This is a genomic window from Pseudomonas sp. DWP3-1-3b3 (assembly GCF_049896305.1).
GTDB lineage: Bacteria > Pseudomonadota > Gammaproteobacteria > Pseudomonadales > Pseudomonadaceae > Aquipseudomonas > Aquipseudomonas azotoformans_A.
This window is the reverse complement of sequence record NZ_JAFCUA010000005.1, coordinates 224144-241860: the sequence shown is the minus strand read 5'-3', so window position 1 is coordinate 241860 and position 17717 is coordinate 224144. Positions and strand designations below refer to the sequence as shown.

General features: G+C 51.5%; 10 protein-coding genes and 1 pseudogene. 7 read left to right on the top strand and 4 right to left on the bottom strand.

The window, feature by feature from the left end:
- Positions 1–29 precede the first annotated feature (29 nt).
- Entirely contained in the window at positions 30–1190 is a 1161-nt protein-coding gene (locus ACP7BX_RS17350) for a site-specific integrase (RefSeq protein WP_426128992.1), read from the top strand.
- Positions 1191–1404: 214 nt separating this feature from the next.
- On the opposite strand, the gene ACP7BX_RS17345 is transcribed toward ACP7BX_RS17350, so the two are convergent.
- The 3 genes from ACP7BX_RS17345 to ACP7BX_RS17335 are packed head-to-tail and all read right to left on the bottom strand — an operon-like array spanning position 1405 to position 5094.
- Complete coding sequence (locus ACP7BX_RS17345; RefSeq protein ID WP_426128994.1) at positions 1405–2439, bottom strand: hypothetical protein; 1035 nt, start codon at positions 2437–2439, stop codon at positions 1405–1407.
- Positions 2439–3305 (bottom strand): TniB family NTP-binding protein, encoded by an 867-nt coding sequence (locus tag ACP7BX_RS17340; protein ID WP_426128996.1) that lies wholly within the window; start codon positions 3303–3305, stop codon positions 2439–2441. The genes ACP7BX_RS17345 and ACP7BX_RS17340 overlap by 1 nt, the downstream gene beginning before the upstream one ends.
- Positions 3295–5094, bottom strand: a complete 1800-nt coding sequence (locus ACP7BX_RS17335; RefSeq protein ID WP_426128998.1) for a Mu transposase C-terminal domain-containing protein — start codon at positions 5092–5094, stop codon at positions 3295–3297. Before ACP7BX_RS17335 ends, ACP7BX_RS17340 begins: the two co-directional genes overlap by 11 nt.
- A gap of 739 nt (positions 5095–5833) precedes the next feature.
- Between ACP7BX_RS17335 and ACP7BX_RS17330 the strand changes: the two genes are divergently transcribed.
- The 3 genes from ACP7BX_RS17330 (at position 5834) to ACP7BX_RS17320 (ending at position 10013) form a co-directional block, all read left to right on the top strand.
- On the top strand, positions 5834–6139 hold the full coding sequence (locus ACP7BX_RS17330) for a helix-turn-helix domain-containing protein (protein WP_426129000.1): 306 nt from the start codon (positions 5834–5836) through the stop codon (positions 6137–6139).
- Between the two features lie 294 nt (positions 6140–6433).
- Complete coding sequence (locus ACP7BX_RS17325; protein WP_426129002.1) at positions 6434–8338, top strand: hypothetical protein; 1905 nt, start codon at positions 6434–6436, stop codon at positions 8336–8338.
- Positions 8283–10013, top strand: a complete 1731-nt coding sequence (locus ACP7BX_RS17320; RefSeq protein ID WP_426129004.1) for a chemotaxis protein — start codon at positions 8283–8285, stop codon at positions 10011–10013. The genes ACP7BX_RS17325 and ACP7BX_RS17320 overlap by 56 nt, the downstream gene beginning before the upstream one ends.
- 12 nt (positions 10014–10025) lie before the next feature.
- Here ACP7BX_RS17320 and ACP7BX_RS17315 read toward each other — a convergent pair.
- Positions 10026–10841, bottom strand: a pseudogene (locus ACP7BX_RS17315) (transposase); the annotation flags it as partial.
- A gap of 344 nt (positions 10842–11185) precedes the next feature.
- Between ACP7BX_RS17315 and ACP7BX_RS17310 the strand changes: the two are divergent.
- From ACP7BX_RS17310 to ACP7BX_RS17300, 3 genes are read left to right on the top strand one after another with little or no spacing between them, the layout of a single operon-like run.
- The gene (locus ACP7BX_RS17310; RefSeq protein ID WP_426129006.1) at positions 11186–13138 is read left to right on the top strand and encodes an ABC-three component system protein; all 1953 of its coding nucleotides are present in this window, start codon (positions 11186–11188) and stop codon (positions 13136–13138) included.
- A gap of 2 nt (positions 13139–13140) precedes the next feature.
- Positions 13141–13734 (top strand): ABC-three component system middle component 1, encoded by a 594-nt coding sequence (locus ACP7BX_RS17305; protein WP_021492903.1) that lies wholly within the window; start codon positions 13141–13143, stop codon positions 13732–13734.
- Positions 13731–16724 carry an AAA family ATPase gene (locus ACP7BX_RS17300; RefSeq protein WP_426129009.1) on the top strand — a complete coding sequence of 998 codons (2994 nt, stop codon included), beginning with the start codon at positions 13731–13733 and terminating at the stop codon, positions 16722–16724. The genes ACP7BX_RS17305 and ACP7BX_RS17300 overlap by 4 nt, the downstream gene beginning before the upstream one ends.
- The last annotated feature ends 993 nt before the right edge of the window (positions 16725–17717 follow it).

The window sequence follows — 17717 nt, the reverse complement described above, 5'->3', positions numbered from 1 at the left end:
TATCTTTCAAAATAAGGATTTAAAATACGTTGGACGTATTAAATATTACAAACCGGATTTCGCAGGTCGACGAAACGCTGCTGGATCTCCATTTTCTAACGTCAAACGCCCAGGAGGCAGCCGCAGCCTTTATTGCCGCTGGCACGGCGGACAATACCGTGCGCAGCTATCGCAGTGCCCTCGCCTATTGGTCGGCGTGGTTACAGCTGCGCTACGGACACGCGCTAGGGGATACGCCTTTGCCCGCCGCAGTGGCGGTCCAGTTTGTGGTTGATCACCTCGCCCGTCCGACGGACGACGGCAGATGGGTGCATTTATTGCCAGCATCCATTGATGCTGCGCTTATCCGCGCAAAGGTCAAAGCCAAGCCGGGTGTTCTGACCTACAACACCGTCAGTCATCGACTTTCGGTACTGGCCAAATGGCATCGACTGAATAGCTGGGACAGCCCCACCGATGCGCCGGCGCTCAAGAGCTTGCTAAGCGAGGCACGCAAGGCTCAGTCACGCCAAGGGCTATCGGTGCGTAAGAAGACCGCTATCGTACTTGAGTCTCTCCAGGCACTGCTGGCCACCTGCACCGATGGTCTACGCGGCCAGCGTGACCGCGCCCTCCTCCTGCTGGCCTGGAGCGGCGGTGGCCGACGGCGTTCTGAGGTGGTGAACTTACAAATTAGCGATGTACGCCAACTGAATAACGACACTTGGTTGTATGCGCTGGGCGTGACCAAAACCAACACCGGCGGGGTCCGCAGAGAAAAGCCGCTACGCGGTCCCGCAGCCGAGGCACTTACAGCTTGGCTGTTGGCAGCACCAGCGGAGTCAGGCCCTTTATTTCGACGTATGTATAAAGGAGACAAAGTTGGATCAACGGGTCTGTCCGCTGACCAGGTGGCGCGGATTGTTCAGCGCAGAGCCAAATTGGCAGGCCTCGAGGGCGACTGGGCAGCGCATAGTCTGCGCTCAGGATTCGTGACCGAGGCGGGTCGTCAGGGTGTTCCGCTGGGTGAAGTGATGGCTATGACTGAACACCGCAGTGTGACTACGGTGATGGGCTACTTTCAAGCGGGTGGATTACTCGAAAGTCGAACGACAACTTTATTTAGGTCGCCAATAGTAAATGAGGGAAAGCTCCCCGCGGATCCGAATGTAGGGGTACAAGAAGAAGATAGTCCTCTCTCGAGAGGCTGAAGTGATCAGCTCAGTTAGGAACTCGCAAAGTTAGTCAAGGCTATAAGTGCCGAGCTCAGAGGCCTTAGCAACTCAAACTTTATTATCAAACGAGATTGCGAATAATCGGCCGCGCACTCTATGAAAATCAGACTGATAAACGGCCGCTAAAATATATATAGATAAAATTATGCTACACCCTATAAAATATTGATAATCAGGTGAAATCAAACAGCTACCTAGAGCCAAATCTAAAGTCTCGGAAAAAAATACGCCGACCGACATCCCTTTCAAGTCGAGCAAACAAATCATCTATCTTGCTGCCAGGTATACGTTTAAACACCCCCAAAAAGCCATGTAGATATTCATAATCAGAAACATCACCACACCCAAAATATATTGTAGGAATAATGGATCTTGACGATGGAAATGAAATATTTACCACTCCGGCAACATTTGCGATGTTGTCTATTTCGCGATCCGTCAATAGGTCCATCAAATACGCTACCATGAAGAGACTTCCATATTTAGCCCTAGCGTCAGAAACTTCCACCCCATATTCTATTGAATCTGCATAAGATGTAACGCGCTCGAGAAACGGAACCGATCTTGAGCCAAACATGTAATGTGCTACTCCCGCCCGGGATCTGAACGTACGAGCCATTAGAAATACGTCAAATAATTTCGCAAACAATTCTAGTTCAGTATTTGAGCACTCTTTTTTACGTTTGAAAATCCTATTCGACAGGTTAAAACACAACATAGAGAGTCGTTCGACGTTAATAGTGGGGTTGGGGTGCATGGCATGCACGTTCTGTACAAATGCATCCCATGATTTAGAGATGGTAGGGGCATGTTCCAAGCTAACAAGTTCTTCTCTGTGATAAACGCAATGTACGGATTCTCTGTAACACCAGCTTTTACGCCACCCTGGCAATTGACCAGAAGCAATGTCTGCGTTTAGGCAGCTCTTACAAAATAGCGTGCGACGCGCCCAGCTAACTAACTTATAGGTTTGAGGAGCAAACGTTTTTGTTATTATTTTACTGCTCAAGCCGGTAATTAGAACAGCATTTTTGGCAAAATCAGAGGAAAAATCGAAGTCAAAATCAATACTATGCGGGACCGGGCCGCCCCATAACATCTCTACTTTTGGTAGAATATTGACCCGATTGATATTTATAACTTTTCGCTGAAGAGAAATACGGTAAAGCCATGAGCTAAGAGTCTCATCCTTAAAAGGACTAACATACGGACTCAGGGGCTTCATCAAAAGCCCCATGGGTCAGCTGTAGCGCTTACGATGCAGGCTTCATCTATACGCTCAAGTCTGCGCATCAACGCATAACAGCCAGCAGAGCGTATTAAATCTATAACCTTATCCATCCGACCGCCTGTAGAAACCAATATTAACTGTGTCAATTTTTTTTCATAAAGCCTAGATGGCTCTTTCAACGGAAGACACTGCTCCAGCCCTAATAAAAATGACCGGAAGTTTTCGCTTTCCGACCAATCATCCAATAGAACCTCAGTAAACCTCCTTTTGGTTTCGATTTTTGCATTTAGGACTCTTCGTGCCCCAACTGCTCCAAATGCGAACAGTTTCATTCCGTAGGGGTCGCTAAGCAAGGTTTTCAACATCGACCCGTTCATTCTCTGCTCATGCTTGCCAACGAGCAGAAGATCGTGAAACTCATCTATGACAAGCCCCCACTTGGACCTTAGGCTTAGCACTTCCACAAGCTCTCTAGGCAGTGAAACTGATGATTTTCCGCGCAAACCAGCAGATGAAAGAGGGACGCCTAATTCTTTGTATATTTCAGATTTTAAATCCTTTTTCCGCTCAAGTTCGTCAGGGTCGGCGGCCATATTTACAAAGATCAATCCGCTGCTATTCGTGATCCTATTTCTAATTTGCCTGACAATCGCCGTTTTGCCTGTTCCGCCCACGCCACTCACTAATAACGCTGGAGCAGTAATCCGCTTCGGAGCCATCTCGATGTTATTCATAATTTGGAAAATTTTTTCACTCGGAGAATAGTCTATCCATATATCTTGCAGCATTATTACTTTCCTAGCATCAACATCCAAATCTAAATAATGCTTAAGATCCTGTCTAATATGATCAGCTGCCATGACACTTCCCTCCGTTGAATGGTTTAGGTGGTCGCGTGTAATCAACATTTGATACATTTTCAGCGGGTACATTAGGGCTTGGGTGGGCAAGATGGTATTCTTCCTTGTGGGCCTTCGATCGCGCGGCGAGCTTTTTACTCTCGCCTACTATTCCCTCGGCCTCACGATAAGAATCAACTACTGCCATATCGGTAAACGTCCCAGGGATCTTACGACCACTAAAACATAAGCTTGCGCGATACTCTTCAAGTGTAAGGTCAGGCTCGCTCAAATCCGAGAATGGCACTGGGATGTAGCTGCTATCAACACGGAGCCATATTTGGCTTAGTGAAAAAGGATCATATTTAAAAACTGCTTTCTTTGCCCCAATATGCGGCTCGAGGATTGGATCCCAATAAAATTTTCCTTTGAATTGAATGCCGTATGGATGTACGTCTCGCGTGTCAGTAGGCATAAACTGTAGTCGGAACTGATGCGGATCTGTAACGATCGGAGGATATGGAGTTATACCCGCTGGCTTAAAATAACTATTCCAAGCCTCGGCTGGAGACTCCCCTAGCCCAGAGTGTACCTTGTTGTGGTATTCAAATACCTGCAGGCAAAACCAGCGACTAAACTCTCTGAATGTCATGGTAGGCTCAGCACACTTACTTAAATCTTTCCGCGCCCTTGAATCTGACATTGTTGTGCCGCTTAAAAGATGAACCTTATTCATCATCGTGCCGATATAGCGCTCCACATGTCCTCCATAATGTTTAGCTCCAAGGGGGCGGTGGTCGTAAGCAATTTGCGCCCGGGTTAACGCCGACAGAAACTTAGCGCTCGTGAATTCACCGGCGTTATCCATATAGACAATCGCTGGCACACCAAAAAAAGGATAAGAGTATTTAGCAAGATCAAGCCTTTCAAGAAATTCATTTTTCATTAGCACTGCGTGAGACATAGCCGAGGCCACAGAGACAGCGCTAGGAGAATGCAGACTTAAATAGTACCCCAGCAACACCCGCGTATTGACATCTATTACTACTGTTAGCCATGGGCGACCTATAATGTGAACACGGTCGTTTGCAAGCAAAATAATATCTACAAGCGTGTGATCCATTTGAACTAGCTCTAAAGGGCGTCCCGTTTTGCGTTTTCCGGGTCTAGCAGCGTGCTTTTGAGTTGCAACTGCCTTCCCTTCACGCAACCGGGTTACCTGTCGTGCGGTGAGCGTGGCCTTTATTCTTCTCACAATAGTCCGCTGACATGGACTGGCGATTCCCTTCTCCATGCATGCGATCTGCACATCATTCCAGACAGTCGACAGGGGAATACTTTCCTCGTTTTGGAATTTAGCGATGGATTTCATAATTTCAACTTGCGCGAGCTCCGACAGCCTACTCACTCCTCGCTTTACTCCTCGAAGCTTCCTTACAAGTCCTATAGGGCCTAGTTCTTTGTCAAAGTTTTTTTGCAGTTTGTACAGATGACTTTTAGCTACGCCCAATTCCAAAGATGCTTCTGTAAAATTCAATTCGCCACTTCTTAACTTTTCCAGTATTTCGAAACGACGGCATGCCTCTTTCATTTCCTGATCAGGCACATCTAACGGCCGAACTGTACTCAAAGGAACGACATTATGACGATTAGTTGGCTTTAGATACTCTATATCGGACAGCTTTAGAATCACTGTCTTTGACGTCGATACAAGCACAACCTCGACATGCTCACCCCCAAGAGCACGAGTTACAACTGCAGCCTTGCCTGCCGCGATCACCTGAAGACCCTCTACAAGCTCAATGGGCACGGGATCATCCTCCTGTCGAAGATATGACTTGCTTGGCCTTTTTTATCAAAGAGCGATTGGTTTTTGCAATAAATTTTTTTAAGTGTTCAGGATCTCTCAACGACCAGCTGAATTGCATAGCGATTGCCTTTCAATTCAGGCTTTAGTTCACCACCTCTATAAATGTTGATTTTTGTGTATGCATTTTGGGTTGGTGATTTCAAATTCAGAACACTCTTTCCAGCCCCGAGCAAGTCACCGCCTCTATTGGTATTACATGAGGTTTTTGAATAACTCATTTTTATTTTTCTTAAAGATTTTGCGCGGTTTTATATCGATTGCATCGCATGAAGACAGAAAACGTCCATTTTCAAGACACCGTTTTGGGATTGAGGGCTAGCCATGTCGAATGGTAGGCATAACCTACGAAAACAACAGCTATTGGGCCTTACAGTTCGTCTCGTCGACCTCAATTCATCATGTCACCGGTCATTACCGGCAAGCCATGCGCTTTGCTGAGTCACTATCACGTACTGGCAATGCATCCTGGGAAGACGGCAAGAGAGATTCCATATTGCAATGCGGCAGAGGGAGCCCCATGCAACCGGCTCCATTCGATCAACTCTTCGCTGATGCAGCCAACCAACCAACCAACCAACCAGCATCCTGGATACCACTCAAAGAGCATTCAAGAGTATCTGAGGCCAATGTGTCAGTATCGATGCAAAACTGACCCACTTGGGCAAAATGCAGCTTTTGCGTGCTGTCCATTCTGTCCAACGAGCACCACGTGGAAATCAGTGTTCTTGTTCATCAGGCTTTGCCTATTCGAGCGATTGCTCGGCAAATGGGCTGCTCACGCAATACCATTCGACGCCACCTCAAATTACAAGGCCAACGTCTACGGCCCGCGCGCGGAGTGCGTGCGCCTTTCGAGGCCTTCCTGCGTCAGCGCGCAGATGCCGCTCGACCGCACTGGATCCCCGCAATTGTTCCGCTCAGGGAGATCCGGGAACAGGGTCGGGAAATTGCACCCTACTTGACCACCCGTTTGCGTTGCATATGACCACCCATTTGCTTTCGACCTGACCAGTCATGTGCACCGTATTTGACCAGCAAGACTTGTGGAGACATGACCGGCAGAGAACGGCCAAAAACGGTTATCCGCCACCGCCAGCTATTTACCCAAGCCGTGTAAAAAAACGTAGACTCCGTTTTGAAGTCCTCATTTCACAGCGCTGGCAAACATGGAGTGGTCGCGGCGCAGACGCGTTACCTCAGACGACGCAATGCCATTCCCAGCCTACCCTCGCTACCGATAGAATTTGCCAACAAATTGCGCCCCACTGAGGAGCCACGGATGATCCTTCCCACCCTCGCAGATGTCGTCGAGCTAGCTAAAAATGGAACGCTGCTAGAGGCCGTTTTCAGCGATCGTTGGCAATGTCGGTATCAGCACTTCGATGCGATTGCTCAACTACTTGCCGACGCCCACAACGAGGGGGATTTCGACCTACTTGACTCTCTCTCTGCCAGCGGCCTGGCCTCTTTTAGTGGCTTTAAGGGTTATCAAGGGCGAAGGATCTACAGCTTAGCCATAGAGCGCCTAGACACCTCTGCAAAAGCTTTACTTCCATCACTTAGGATCCTCGCAGCCCAAGCGGACGGTGAACCTCACGAGGCTACTGAGACCTTCCGAAAGTGGTGCAGTGCCTCGCCGAACAGACCGAGGGAGCTAATTGCTCTCGTCGACTCTGGAGAGCTGGATGTCTGCGACTTCTACAGCTTGCACATTGCCATTCGCAACGGCCTAAAAGCGGATCTGCCCTACTTCACTGAACGGGCGTACGCGTTGATTGAGAATGGCACGGCTGTTGAGAAAGCTCAGGTTATCCAGGCTTTATCTTCCCCGCCATTTAACGATAACGCCCAATGGCGCCGAGCATTAGATGTGCTTGGGAAATCAGCTTTAACGGAGTCTGACGATGAGGTTCGTGGTGCACTGGTAAGAACACTATTGAGTTTCACAGAGTCGATTCCACAGCATTTCGCAATGGAGCTTGAAGATCTGACTAGCCAGGCCTCTCATCCGACCACATCAAAGGTTGCTCACCATCTTGCCTACGCACTCGCTTTCAGTTTCAAGGACATTGCACCTTCGTTAAGGGCAATGCTGCTGGCGCAGCTCGGAGCCATCCAGCTGGAAGTTCAAACTCAAAAGCTTGTCGACCTTGGCTTGGCAAACCTCGTAAAAGCGGGCGGTGCCGATGAAGCTCGCGCGTTCATCACTAACCTGCTTCTGCAACCGGGCTCCAATCTCCGGTTTGAGCTTTTCGATTCAACTATCCGAAACCTCATTGACGGCCCTGCCCAGGACTTCGAGACCTGGATTGTCGACTGGCTGAGGACAGCACCTAACTCGCTGTGCAGAGAAATGAATGAAGGCTTCTTCCGTAACAAGGAGGAGTACACGTTCCGGCTGGGATTCACCCTGTTCAATTTTACGGAAAGCGAATATGCGTTCATAGCTCGCAGATCGACGGCGGTCTTCTTCATGAACCCTGCAATCGCTGCCAGCTTTCTGGTTAATTTAGGGCGATGCGCTCAGCGTGCGAGCATCGACTCTACGCCCGCACACGTTGATCAGCCCTCTTCTGAGCAAACTCAAGAGCCGCCAAGCGAATCGCAAGGATCTGAAGATTGGGATACCGAAGTGAGCGATCTACTGTTCGACCCGCTGCTAATCAATTACACCAGTGCCCAAAAGCATCTTCAGCCCATTGCAGACGACACCAATGACAAAGCCGCTTCGATGGTAAAGCGCGCGCTCAACAGTCTTAAGCAGTACTGCGATGAAATTGAGAAGGTTGGGTTTATCGTCGAACTCCGGCCCTCTGAGCGCGAAAAACAGTTAGAGGGTCAGCGTCGTTCTGACGTCATGAATGATGCGATGCGGGCGAGTCGGAAAAACTCACCCTTTGCCGGCATTTTTGCCGAGAGCATTCTCCTTTATGGAAACGGGATGGTGACATGGATCGAGGACAGCTTGGGCTCCAACGATGGCGACAAGCAGGGCGATAGCCAACCTAGGCGCTTGGAGCATCCACTCGCAAGCATAAGCCACAGCGTTGAGTTCCCGCGCGAAGTGATTCTCGAACCCGTCGGTTTGCAGAGGAAGTTGCTGAGTCTTCAAACACACGTAAACCAGAATGAAGCTCGTATTCAGGGAATATCTCGCCTCTCTCCGAGAGCGCCGCGAGCTTGACGTGGTGCTACCTGACTTACTCAGCGAGTTAGATTTTAACGTGATTTCGCGCCCCTCGGTTGGAACACGTCAATACGGCGTGGACGTCGCTGCTGTGGGGAGTGAACTCGACCCGCAAACCGGTATCTCGGAGGAGAAGCTATTTTTACTTTCCATCAAGCAGGGTGATCTAACTCGCAACGATTGGGACGGTACAACGCAGGCGCTAAGGGGCTCAATCAACGAAATCACGGATTTCTATATTCCCGTTCGGATTGCCGAGCAATACAAGCACATGAAAGTGGTTATCTGCCTGTGTTTCGGGGGGGAAATACATGAGGCTATCCAGGATATCGTAACGCAGTACATCAAAATAAAGACGAATGAGCGCGTTTCCTTTCAGATCTGGAACGGCGATTTACTGGCCGGGAAGCTAACCCAGGGTGTGCTACAGCAGCAGTTGGTCGACGAGCGCCTACGCAGTAGTTTTCAGAAATCGGTCGCTATGATCGACGAGCCGGATATTGCCTACCAGCATTTTTGCAACCTGGCGAAGGGGTTGTTGGGCGTTGAAGACCTGAAACCACAGTCACGGCTAACCAGCGTGAGGCAGGTCTACATTTGCTTGTGGGTACTGTTCGTCTGGGCACGTGCCGCGGGCAATCTGGAGGCCCCCTATCGGGCCAGCGAACGCGTCATCCTGTTAGCCTGGGAACACATCAAGGTGCACATTGATGCCAAGCAGCAGAAGAAAATTGCGGACGACATGGGTGGCACGTTCGCAGCGCTCGTGGATCTTCACTTCCAAATCTGGGACGAGTTCTTAGGCAAAAAAGTTTTGCCCTACGTTCATGTGCGACATGGCATCTCTGCGGCGGTGAACACCTCGACATCAGTCGACATCAGTCTCAAACTATTCGAGACATTGGGACGGATCGCCCAGCGAGGCCTCTGGCTGCTTTGGCAGATAAACGGTGATGACACAGTCCCGCAGCGATGCCTGAAAACTGAGGCAGGCGACCCATCCAAATTCGACGAGGCCTCCAACCTGGCCTCACAGATCAGTCATCTGATCAGCAACAATCCGAGCTTACTAAGCCCGATCGCAGATGAGCAGTCGATCGACATAGGCGTCGCGCTGACCTTCCTCTCCATGATGGAAAAATGGAAGCCGTTTGCAGTCGACTACTGTGACCACCTACTCGAAAACTACCGATTCACCTACTGGACACATGGTGGTTACCCAACAATCGATGCGAGCTATCGAAACCTCATCAGCCACCCCAGAGAATCCACTGAGACCTATCGTGAAGGTCAAACCAAAGGTAGTACTTTGATCCCGCTCCTGATGGCCTGGGCAACATCGCGAGGCGAAACAAAGAGAACCAGAGAATTCGCAGCCTTCGCTAAGGAGTCTCTCAAGCACTGCACCATGCAGGCCTGGTTGCCGGGGGGAAATAGTGAGGAGATGTTGTATAGAGGTATATCGGGGCATGGCCTAGCACTAACCGACATTCCGGTAACTGCGGACGGCGCGGCGGCGATCAAAATGCTCAACTCCGAAGTTTCGAGAGATGGGCATCTAATGACGCTGTCAGCTGTGAAACATGGGCACTGGCCAATTCTGGTTATGGCGTGTAGGCACTACTGGTTACCACTGCCGCCTCACCTGTGGTTGCCGCTCCTCACTCCCTAGACTCTTAGGCTAAGCGGTGTCGCCAATGAGGCGTTCCGGCTTGACGTCGAACTGCGCTTCGACCCGATCGATCATCGTCTTGGTGCTCTCGACTTCTGCGGTTCGATGAGCCGGTGTGGGTTCCACAGCCATGATCACGCCGTGCTCGGTATCGATCAGATAATACGTGGAGTAAGCGTAGAAATCAGGGCCGCTTGGAGCAACCGTCCAGCGGGCCTGAGGATCCGTCAGCGACAGGCGTTTCGGTAGCGTTTCGGCCAAAGCCTCCTCATCGAGGCCTTCAAGGTACTCACGCACGGCGCGAGTGCTCAGGGTCGGATCGCTCCAGTTGATCTGTTCATCACCCGGTACGCGGCGCTGCCGACTCGCATCCGCCTTGATGATGCTGGCGCCCACGGCAAAGCCTTCACCTTTGACCAAGCCTGCGTCAATGCAACGACGCAGCACTTCATTGAACAACCAGCGAAACAGATCGCTGTCCCGAAAACGGCCGTGTCTATTTTTGGAAAAGGTCGAGTGGTTGGGGACTTCATCTTCAAGGCTTAACCGGCAGAACCAGCGATACGCCAGGTTCAAATGGGCCTCTTCGCACAGCCGCCGCTCTGAGCGAATGCCGTAGCAATAGCCCACGATCAGCATGCGGCTCATCAGTTCAGGATCAATCTACGGACGCCCGATAGGGCTATAGAAATCGGCGAGGTAATGGCGCAGGTCACTCAGATCGAGACACTGATCAATGCTGCTTAGAAGATGATTGGCTGGGATGTTATCTTCAACGTTGAACGAGTAAAACAGTCGCTCCTGCCCACTCGATAACTGTCCCATCATGCTCTGTGATCCCCCTCCGGCCAATGAAGCAATTTTGCCGCAGGTCAAACAGGGGAGCTAGTTTTTCAATAGAATCGGTCGTTTTCTGACTCTCAGGACGGGCAGAAAATGGCCGAGGCTGTGTAAAAACGTTTTTTGCGCGATAGGCACTCAAAACTGGTAAGCCTGAACCAGGCAGCTTTCTTACAGCGCTGAGTTGACTGCTCGCAGGCTGGACTCTAAAACCAGCTGCTACTGAATACGGGGAACCTCGGGAACCCTGTTCCTTCGGCCAAGCCCTCACGCTACTATGTGGCCACCTGCCATTGGTGCCTTGGGTGCCGAAATGCTTGAAGGGATTCAGAATGATAAGAAGGTTCCGGCTTGAGCAAAAAGGCCGCTACGAAAAGTTGGTAATTGCTCGGCATCTGTCGGACATGCTGGACAAATACTTGGATGGACGTACTGCACCGTTGCTGATCGGCGCCGAACAGGGCGATATCGGTGAGTGGGATGACGTGGTCATTTACCATGCGGATGAACATTACGAGCACTTCCAGATCAAGCGGCAGACGACCCCCTTTTGCGATAAGCACATCGATAAAGCCGACTACATCAAATCCTATATACCCAAGGCAGGTAGCAAGGCAGCAGCAAGTTCAACGCCAGTTGTCCCGCCCGATAGCGCCATCGACTCTGAGCTTGATAAGGCCATGAAGAGCTTGTCTGCATGGAGTCTCACACCCCAGTCCAAGCAGCTGCCAGCCCGTGCCTTTTCACTTATCCTGCTTGGCCTGGACGTCGCCCTCAAGGGCAAGCGGAGTGACTTCATCACCGCCAACCACTTGCATGAGTTTTGTCGACTCTGCAAGCAGGATGGCCTTGACTTGGCCGCCCTCTCCAGCCGCCCCGATACCCCAACGCAAAATGTCTACAAATGGTTGACGACCTGGTGCGGCTTTACCGACTGGAATCATGTTCGACAGACGATGCGGACACTCACGATTCATGCCGTTGGGAGCGAAGAGAACCTTGAAGATCGTGCGTGCGAGTCGTTAGGACGACACTTTAATGATTCGCGGGCAACCCTTGAGAAGCTGGTGGGGTACATTTCTACAAGTGCGACGGATGTTAACGCCATCAGCTGTCATGCGATAGCCAACCATCTCAAAGACGCACGCCGGTCAGATGCTGTGACCTGGACGCAATACCTAATTAAGCCGCAGGCTGGGTCGAGTTGGATGGTCGCCGGTACCCACAACCTAAATGGTACGACGAGCCTGCAAGTACTCCATGCTGCCACGGAAGTTGTCGGTCACCACTGGACAGCGGGCGGTAACAACAGAAAGCTGCGGCTGCACGCTACTTATTGCCCTCCCATACCAAATACAGTGGCCCTCCCCTCGGCCATCCTTCGCCTAGCTCTGCACTTGAAAAGCGGGAGCCATTGCCTGCTTTTGGGTGAGCCGCTCTGGCGACAAGGCGCCGGGAACGAGTTGGGTAGGACGCTAGGGATCAGCATCAATGATCTTGATGAGCTTCCTTGGATAGACAATTCAGAAGCACTGTCCTGTGCGTCGGGTCGAGAGCTCTCGACGATCCTAGAGACGCGAGATGAATCTTCAGAGCTTCACAGGGCAATGAATGATCTTGTGTGGGAGCAGCTGAAAGCCCGCATCACGGCCAGGTTGAACTCGGTATCCGACACGCCATTACTGGCAGCATTGGAACCGAAGTGGCGCTCTTGGGCCGCTGAGCTTACAGCTGACGCCGCTGCGCGTGATTCGCTGTTTGAGCAAATGATGTACCCCAAAACAGAAGGTTTGGACGGGAAGCACGCGCTGCGCGTAGGGCCTCGTACTGCAGATCTAATGGAAACCGCCATTTTGATGCTGCTTCTAGTGTGCGTCGCGATCGGTAATGACGATGGCAACTGGCGCGAAATCCCAAGTATCGGGGAAGTTCTCAGCATCGCTTTGAAAAACTGGTCAGGCGTATCCGGCGATCACAGCGGCGCGAGGCCTGTTGCGGATGAGCTAATGGCTGTTTTGGGGCCTTCACCGGCACCGGTAGTCATTCTTGCGGGCGTCGAAGGGTCTCCCACGAGCCTGCTTGATTCCGGCATGGCTGATGATTTTGAAACCAGTCACAGCATGGCAGCTGAGCGACAACCCAAGTTGCTGGTGACACGATTTGGGGTGCTCAAGTACCTGCGCACCGGAACACTCGCCCAGCTACAAGGGCAATTTAAACGTCATTGGGATGCTTGGCGCGACACGCGCGAAGCAGCAATCGAAGCTTATGGGGAAGGACACTAATCATGCTGACACTGCAGGAATTGACTAGCGCAATCATTCAGCGTGTAGAGGGTCGGTATGACTTGTGTCCCCGGGACGTAACGGAACTTATGCTGCCTGAGGTCGAGTACGACTCGCATGTTCTTCGGCTCAAGCGCTCCCACATCGAACGGGCGGGCTGGCGGACGGTTCTGCTCATCGAGCTTCCACTAACGGCCCTGCAGGCAGCCAACCAATGGGCCGCCGATGTCCGGGATGTGCTGCCGGAACCTGAGACTGCAGACCTCTATATGTTTCTGATGATCAGCGGTATCGCCAAGGATGATGCTGCTCGGATTGAGACTGATGACAGATTCTGCCGCAAGGTTGTTGTGCGCGAATCTGAAGCGGCTGGTGATTTTCTTAACCGGACATTCTTGGCGACTTTGGATCCTGCTGGCGATGTCGAGATGCTTAGCGACCCTTTGGTGTCGGCGTTGAATACTCTGTCCAATGAGCGCCCTTGGTCAGTTCCACACATCGCTGCCTGGAGAACGCAGCTTCTGACCAACCAAAACGGAGCGGATGTCGTGCGTGTACTCATCGGTTCGCTGAGTGAAAGTGAGGTTCAGCTGTGAGTAAGTTGAATTCAATCACCCTGTCGAACCTGCGTAAATTCGGGGCTAACGTCACCATCTATCTGAGTCCTGGTGCGACTATTTTGCTCGCACCAAATGGGACGGGGAAAACAACGGTATTTGAGGCGATCGAGTTTGGTCTGACTGGGAAAGTCGCACGACTCCGTGACGACATTGCCCACATCATTCGTGATGATCAGACCGAAGCGGCAGTCAGTTTGAATTTTTCTGAGCTGACCGCGACATCACGTGTGACTTCAGCTGGCAAGGTCAACCAGGACGGGGACTTAAGCAGCGTCTTTCCTAATGTGTCCTCAAGTGACATCCCATTTTTACTGCGCCTAACCCACCTTTTGGATCAAAGGGAGAACGGGTGGATCGTCAATGCGGAAGAAAAGGAAGCCGGATCCCAGCTGGCAAAGCTGCCGATTGGTCGCGACGGTTCTAAAGCTCGCGCCAACCTCGCAGCTGTGCGAAGGTCGCTCACGGAGCAAAAAGCCCGCGCAGAAGAAGTGCTGATTGGGCATGAGGCTGATTTGAACGAGTGGAACCGTCTACTTGACGAGCGTGGCATCGCTGCTGCTGGTGCAGTAGGTGCATTGCGTCCGCGCGATCGAATTGCGGACATTCTCTCTGACGCTGCAAACCAGACGAAAAGCTTGAGTCAGATTCCGCCTGGCTTGTTGACCGGGCCTGTGAGCCAGGAGGAGTTGACGATTGCACACTCCGCACTGTTCGAAATTTTGCAAGGAAAGGTCGAGCGTGCTCGGACGCAAATCTCAAACCTCGCCTTGGTAAATGATCTTGTTGAAAGCTTCGTTGCGGCGCGGGAGCAGCTTGAAAAGCTCAATGCAGACCTCACGGCAGCGAGTGAAACGTTTGGCCACCACACAACTAAAAGGGCTCAAGGCAGTGCCGCATTGCACGAGCATCAGGCCAGTATCCACTCTGCACAGCAAGAGCTCGCCAGTATCGGGCAGCAACTTGAGCGCCTGATCGGAGAAACAAGTGCGAAACAGGAGATCGATCACCGTAATGATGCGTTGACATCAGCGATTGCCGCCCTACGTGAGGCCGAAAAAGATTCTCGTGTACTTCGCGAGCAGCATGAGCACAACCAACGTGTTCGGAACCAGCATGCTCAGATTGACGCCCAGCTTCAGGGCATTAGCCAGACCGAGCGGCGCCTGGACGCGGGTCAACTAATGCTTGCCGACTGGCAGGCCACTGAGCAGCGGATCAGCGAGGTTGTTCAGCAAATCACAGCGCTCGAAGTGATCATCGATAAACAGGGCATCGATCGGGATGCCGAACGTTCCTCGTATGAGACGTGTAAAGCTGCGGAGGCCACTGCCCGATCACATTATGAGATGCTCAGTTCTTCCGCCGACGCAATCCGTCAGGCTGTTGCATCCATAGCGCAACATCTTCCCGCTGACCAAGATCAATGCCCGCTTTGCCTGGAGCCGCATGGTGCAGCCAAACTTCAGTCCCGTGTGGCTCAAGCCCTTGAGGCGATCAATCCTAGTTTGACCTCAGCTGAGCAGCAATTGCGGGCTGCGGTGGAAGCGGTAACGGCCAGTGAGGTCGCGGTTGAGAAAGTGCATCAAGCTCTAGACCTCAGTCGAGGGGAATTGGGTGCTTTGGAGTCCAGACGCGTGGAGCTGGGACGGCAAGTTACGCAGTTTCGTACAGATCCGATTTTGGCTAGTGACTCGCTCCCGTTGGCAAGAGAGGCGCTCAGGCAGCAACTCGATAGCATTGTTCCTGCCAAAAAGCGTTTGGCTGATCAGCGAGCGGCGTTGGACGCTTTCCCTACCCCTGAAGCCTTTGAACAAACCGAGCGAGCATTCAACTCGGCACAGCACATGCTTGACTTGGCCCGAGTTCAACAGAGCGAAGCGGCCACGCGGCTGGATCAAGCAGTCGCCTCACTGGCCGCGCTCACCTCTGGGGAACCGCTGGCTCGTACGCTCGAGCAACTCACTGCAGCAAAAGCTCAGCTGGAACAGAATATCAGCGATCTAAACGGTAAGGTCGGGACTGTGCAATCCGCCCTAGACATCCAACAGCATCTGTTGCTTGAGTCATCAACCGTTGTCCAGGGGACTGAGGAAGAAATCAGAAGGGTTCAAACGCTTCTTCTTCAATTCCGGGCAAGCTGGCAAGAACTGGAGTTGACCGGCGACCCACTTGCGGAAGCTGCGCAAGCCCGTGAAGCGACGCTGCGCGCTACGTTGACCCTCCTAGAAGGTTATGTTTCAGCACTAGAAGGCATTGGGGTGGAAATTTCTGCTTGGGCCAAGTTGAATGAATCACAACTGGCCCAGCGGCTGATTGATGCTCAGCGTCTTGACCGTTCAGAAGAGGCCTTCGAAGCTTTTCTCAATGACAGCATCAATGCGGCGCGATCCAGCTTCTTGCGATTGACCCTGATCTCGGACGCGATGGATTTGCTGGACGGCTCACTCAAGAAAGAAATTGAGAACGTTCAGAAGCATGTCGGCAAGGTGGTACCCCGCTGGCGGGCGCTGCTGAAACGGGTCGTGCGGGAGTCCAGATTCCACGAGGCAAGCTTGAAGTTCTTCAGCTCGTATAACAAAGATCGTGCCGGTGTTTCTGTACCGCTTGGCAATAAAGCGGTACCGGTACCTGATATCGCGAGTGAGGCACAGTTGACAGATCTTCAACTGACCTTCCTGCTCTCGATGGCCATTAGTCATCAGTGGTCTCCTTGGAAAGCACTGTTGTTGGATGACCCGACTCAGCACCACGATCTGGTGCATGCCTCTGCGGTTTTCGATTTGCTGCGTGACTACATCGTTGATCATGGTTTCCAGGTCGTGATCGCTACCCATGATGCTCTGCAGGCGCGTTACTTCCTGCGCAAGCTGCAAAACGACGGGATTGAGGCCAAGATCTGGACGCTCGTGCCGACTGAAAATGGTGTCACTGCGCAAGCAGGGAACTGGAAACAGCGCATTCAATAATGCAGATACCGTTCGGGCGACGATCTAAGTGCAAGCTGAGCGCGAGCCAAGCCCTAAAGGAGGTTTGGCTTCGCGCGGCGGTAGGTACGCATCTATAGATTCGCCATCTTGGGGCGGAAAAAAGCTCTTGGGAATGACTGTTTTTGCCGTTTTTAGTCGGTCGTCACCGACAGAAATCGGCCCAGAGTGTGTAAAAACGCTTCGCCAGAATTGAAGTGCCCGCGTCTACGTTAAATCTGAAATTTATCGGCACATCTGCAGATGTGGATTTCGCGTAGAAACGCAATTTCCAGTCTGGTTTTGAGCACCTGACGCGCCCAAAAACGTTTTTACACCGCCTCGGCCGTTAGCGGTACCTTGCAGACGTCCGGTTTCGGCGGGTAGTCTGTCGCAAATGCAAGCTTATGGCCGCGGTGATTTAGCTCTCAGGGTCGTAGCTAGCATTTTCCTCAACATTGAGAAAATTGCCGCTCGGGTTAATGATCGACCTTGAGAGGTTCTTCTATGCCCCCTATATGGATATTTACTCCATATCATTTTGTGCAGCTAGCCAAGGCAGGACGAAACTCTTAAAGGTTTTTAAAGAAAGTTATCTTATCAACCCACAACGTATTGATCCGTTTTGTTTTTTTAGGTAATCATGAATTTTGATTACTACTTCCAGCTATCGTCATCCTGTATGTATGGTCTGCCGAGAATTAGGCCGCTGCTGGCCTCCTGACGTTGTGCCAGCATTGGCTGGAATCATGGTTTGAAGATGTCAGCATGCTTGCCTTCAAATGCGCATTCGATCCTGTATGTACGAACATTGGAGGAGCATTCAGATTGAAATTGGCTGCAAAACTTTCAATTACGGTCTTTCGCGGGCCTATATTCATAGTGGTCCAGCCAATCGCGATACTCATAATATTCGATGAGGCTTTTGGGATAAGCCTTTATAGAAGCACGGTGCTTGCCTGAATGAGTAGGCTTGCTCAGAGGCTTTAACTAACC

Excerpts from the sequence above, each read along its gene's own strand:
- ACP7BX_RS17345 (WP_426128994.1), bottom strand. The coding sequence starts at position 2,439 with ATGAAGCCCCTGAGTCCGTATGTTAGTCCTTTTAAGGATGAGACTCTT.
- ACP7BX_RS17340 (WP_426128996.1), bottom strand. The coding sequence starts at position 3,305 with ATGGCAGCTGATCATATTAGACAGGATCTTAAGCATTATTTAGATTTG.
- ACP7BX_RS17325 (WP_426129002.1), top strand. The coding sequence starts at position 6,434 with ATGATCCTTCCCACCCTCGCAGATGTCGTCGAGCTAGCTAAAAATGGA.
- ACP7BX_RS17320 (WP_426129004.1), top strand. The coding sequence starts at position 8,283 with ATGAAGCTCGTATTCAGGGAATATCTCGCCTCTCTCCGAGAGCGCCGC.
- ACP7BX_RS17310 (WP_426129006.1), top strand. The coding sequence starts at position 11,186 with ATGATAAGAAGGTTCCGGCTTGAGCAAAAAGGCCGCTACGAAAAGTTG.
- ACP7BX_RS17305 (WP_021492903.1), top strand. The coding sequence starts at position 13,141 with ATGCTGACACTGCAGGAATTGACTAGCGCAATCATTCAGCGTGTAGAG.